2 tRNA genes and 1 rRNA gene are annotated in these 3528 nt (G+C 48.9%); all 3 read right to left on the reverse strand.

The annotated features are described in order from the left end of the window. Window positions 1–28: 28 nt before the first annotated feature. Window positions 29–2907, reverse strand: a 23S ribosomal RNA gene (locus C6Y39_RS05305). Window positions 2908–3248: 341 nt separating this feature from the next. Beyond that, window positions 3249–3325 (reverse strand) — tRNA-Ile (locus C6Y39_RS05310). A gap of 39 nt (window positions 3326–3364) precedes the next feature. Next, window positions 3365–3440, reverse strand: a tRNA-Ala gene (locus C6Y39_RS05315). Window positions 3441–3528: the final 88 nt, after the last annotated feature.

Genomic DNA, 3528 nt, shown 5'->3' on the forward strand with positions numbered 1-3528 from the left:
CAAAAGCCTAAAGCTTCTTGGGCGTTGTATGGTTAAGCCTCTCGGGCAATTAGTACAGGTTAGCTTAACGCCTTACAACGCTTCCACACCCTGCCTATCAACGTCATCGTCTATAACAACCCTTCCAGACCTTAAAGGTCAGGGATGACTCATCTTTGGGCCGGCTTCCCGCTTAGATGCTTTCAGCGGTTATCCGTTCCGAACATAGCTACCGGGCAATGCCATTGGCATGACAACCCGAACACCAGCGGTTCGTCCACTCCGGTCCTCTCGTACTAGGAGCAGCTCCCATCAATCATCCAACGCCCACACCAGATAGGGACCGAACTGTCTCACGACGTTCTAAACCCAGCTCGCGTACCACTTTAAATGGCGAACAGCCATACCCTTGGGACCGACTTCAGCCCCAGGATGTGATGAGCCGACATCGAGGTGCCAAACACCGCCGTCGATATGAACTCTTGGGCGGTATCAGCCTGTTATCCCCGGAGTACCTTTTATCCGTTGAGCGATGGCCCTTCCATACAGAACCACCGGATCACTATGACCTACTTTCGTACCTGCTCGACGTGTCTGTCTCGCAGTTAAGCTAGCTTATGCCATTGCACTAACCTCACGATGTCCGACCGTGATTAGCTAACCTTCGTGCTCCTCCGTTACTATTTGGGAGGAGACCGCCCCAGTCAAACTACCCACCAGACACTGTCCACAATCCCGATAAGGGACCAATGTTAGAACATCAAACATACAAGGGTGGTATTTCAAGGACGGCTCCACACAATCTAGCGACTGTGCTTCAAAGCCTCCCACCTATCCTACACATGTAGGTTCAATGTTCAGTGCCAAGCTGTAGTAAAGGTTCACGGGGTCTTTCCGTCTAGGTGCGGGTACACAGCATCTTCACTGCGATTTCAATTTCACTGAGTCTCGGGTGGAGACAGCGTGGCCATGGTTACACCATTCGTGCAGGTCGGAACTTACCCGACAAGGAATTTCGCTACCTTAGGACCGTTATAGTTACGGCCGCCGTTTACCGGGGCTTCGATCAAGAGCTTCGTCCGAAAACTAACCCCATCAATTAACCTTCCGGCACCGGGCAGGTGTCACACCCTATACGTCCTCTTACGAGTTTGCAGAGTGCTGTGTTTTTAATAAACAGTCCCAGCCACCTGGTCACTGCGGCCCCCATTTGCTTACCACGCGAAGTGTTCACAAACAGGGGCGTACCTTCTCCCGAAGTTACGGTACAATTTTGCCGAGTTCCTTCACCCGAGTTCTCTCAAGCGCCTTAGTATTCTCTACCTGACCACCTGTGTCGGTTTGGGGTACGGTTCATATAATCATAAGTTTAGAAGCTTTTCCTGGAAGCAGGGCATCAACAACTTCACTCCCTTGGGAGCTCGTCTCGCGTCTCAGCTTTAAGAATCCGGATTTACCTAAATTCTCGGCCTACTCGCTTTCACTTGGACAACCAACGCCAAGCTTGCCTAGCCTTCTCCGTCCCTCCATCACTGATTATATAAGTACGGAAATATTAATCCGTTTCCCATCGACTACGCATTTCTGCCTCGCCTTAGGGGCCGACTTACCCTGCCCTGATTAGCATGGGACAGGAAACCTTGGTCTTCCGGCGTGGGAGTTTTTCACTCCCATTATCGTTACTCATGTCAGCATTCGCACTTGTGATATGTCCAGCAAGCTTTACAACTCACCTTCATCCACTTACACAACGCTCCCCTACCCAGCAAGTAAACTTGCTGCCGCAGCTTCGGTATATTGCTTAGCCCCGTTACATCTTCCGCGCAGGCCGACTCGACTAGTGAGCTATTACGCTTTCTTTAAAGGGTGGCTGCTTCTAAGCCAACCTCCTAGCTGTCTGTGCCTTCCCACATCGTTTCCCACTTAGCAATATTTTGGGACCTTAGCTGGCGGTCTGGGTTGTTTCCCTCTCCACGACGGACGTTAGCACCCGCCGTGTGTCTCCCGGATAGTTCTCATTGGTATTCGGAGTTTGCAAAGGGTTGGTAAGTCGGGATGACCCCCTAGCCTTAACAGTGCTCTACCCCCAATGGAATTCGTCCGAGGCTCTACCTAAATAGATTTCGGGGAGAACCAGCTATCTCCCGGTTTGATTGGCCTTTCACCCCCAGCCACAGGTCATCCCCTAACTTTTCAACGTTAGTGGGTTCGGTCCTCCAGTTGATGTTACTCAACCTTCAACCTGCCCATGGCTAGATCACCGGGTTTCGGGTCTATACCTAGCAACTAAACGCGCAGTTAACACTCGCTTTCGCTACGGCTCCGTTATTCACTTAACCTCGCTACTAAATATAAGTCGCTGACCCATTATACAAAAGGTACGCAGTCACACCACGAAGGTGCTCCCACTGCTTGTACGTATACGGTTTCAGGTTCTATTTCACTCCCCTCACAGGGGTTCTTTTCGCCTTTCCCTCACGGTACTGGTTCACTATCGGTCAGTTAGGAGTATTTAGCCTTGGAGGATGGTCCCCCCATATTCAGTCAAGATAACACGTGTCCCGACCTACTCGATTTCACTGTAAAGATTGCGTCGTGTACAGGGCTATCACCTTGTATCGCTCCTCTTCCCAAAGGATTCCACTACATTCAATACAGCTTAAGGGCTGTTCCCCGTTCGCTCGCCGCTACTAGGGGAATCTCAATTGATTTCTTTTCCTAAGGGTACTTAGATGTTTCAGTTCCCCTCGTTCGCCTCGTTACGCTATGTATTCACGTAACGATACCTGTAAACAGGTGGGTTTCCCCATTCGGACATCTGTGGCTCAAATGCATTTTGTCGGCTCACCACAGCTTTTCGCAGACTTACACGTCCTTCATCGCCTCTAACTGCCAAGGCATCCACCGTATACGCTTCGTCACTTAACCATACAACCCCAAACAGCCTTTTGACTTCTGTCTAAGTTATGTCGCATGAATGACAAGCTAATCGGAAGAATTGCCTTGCTATCAATAAATTGATAACAAGCAATTCAGTCAAGTAGAGTAAAAAGTACGTCTTTCGACTTCTCAGTTACTCAATTTTGATTGATTACTATTAATATCAGCTTTCCAAATTGTTAAAGAACATTCGCAAAATGACGAGTCATTTCACTTTAGAGTAAAAAACCCTAATCAATGCTTACTGAAACAGTAAATATTCATTAGGATTTCGGGTCCATCGTGACACGTTTCTACCTTTGTTACCTTCCATTCTTAAAGAAAGGAAATGGTAGGCTTGGGCAGACTTGAACTGCCGACCTCACCCTTATCAGGGGTGCGCTCTAACCAGCTGAGCTACAAGCCTTCAGTAAACTTCGCTTATCAAAGCTCAGTGTCAAGTAGATGGTGGAGCTAAGCAGGATCGAACTGCTGACCTCCTGAATGCAAATCAGGCGCTCTCCCAGCTGAGCTATAGCCCCATAAACTTGTGTCGTTCTTCATTTTTAAACAAGACTATCTGTGTAGGCACTGCATCAAGTGCGTCTATCGACGTAATGGTAAGGAGGT

Source organism: Alteromonas gracilis (assembly GCF_002993325.1).
Taxonomy (GTDB): domain Bacteria; phylum Pseudomonadota; class Gammaproteobacteria; order Enterobacterales; family Alteromonadaceae; genus Alteromonas; species Alteromonas gracilis.